The following is a 488-nucleotide window of genomic DNA, read 5'->3' on the forward strand; positions in this document are numbered from 1 at the left end:
CTACGGGCCGCCCAGCCGGGCCCGACCGCATCGCCGAGCGGCCCGTAGAGCAGGGGCGTCGCCAGCGCGCTGCCGCCGAGGGTGCAGGTGTAGAACACGGCGAAGGCGCGCTCGACGCGCCCGCCCGGCGCGAGCTCCGGCACCGTGCCGTAGAGGACGGAGGAGGTGCCGTTCAGCAGCAGGCCGAGCAGCGGCAGCACGGCGATGGCTGGCGCGAGCGGCAGGGCGACGACGGCGAGGATCGCCGCCGCCGTCCCGGCCTCGGTGGCGATCACGCTCGGCGTCACGCCAAAGCGGGCGCCGAGACGGCCGAACGCCGCCTTGCCCAGCGCGCCGCCGACCGCGACGAGGGCGAACGCGATCCCGACGGTCGCGAGCGCCGCCCCCTTCGCCTGGAGCAGGAACGGCAGGTAGATGAGGAAGGCCGGCCGCGCCGCGTTGTCGAGCATGCCGATCGCCACCAGCAGCCCGAACCCGGCCCGGCCCTC

At 76.4% G+C, this 488-nt stretch carries 1 pseudogene; it reads right to left on the reverse strand.

The window, feature by feature from the left end:
* Positions 1-488 (reverse strand): annotated as a pseudogene (locus tag FV223_RS29730) (MFS transporter); the annotation flags it as partial.

Source organism: Methylobacterium sp. WL116 (assembly GCF_008039455.1).
Classification (GTDB): domain Bacteria; phylum Pseudomonadota; class Alphaproteobacteria; order Rhizobiales; family Beijerinckiaceae; genus Methylobacterium.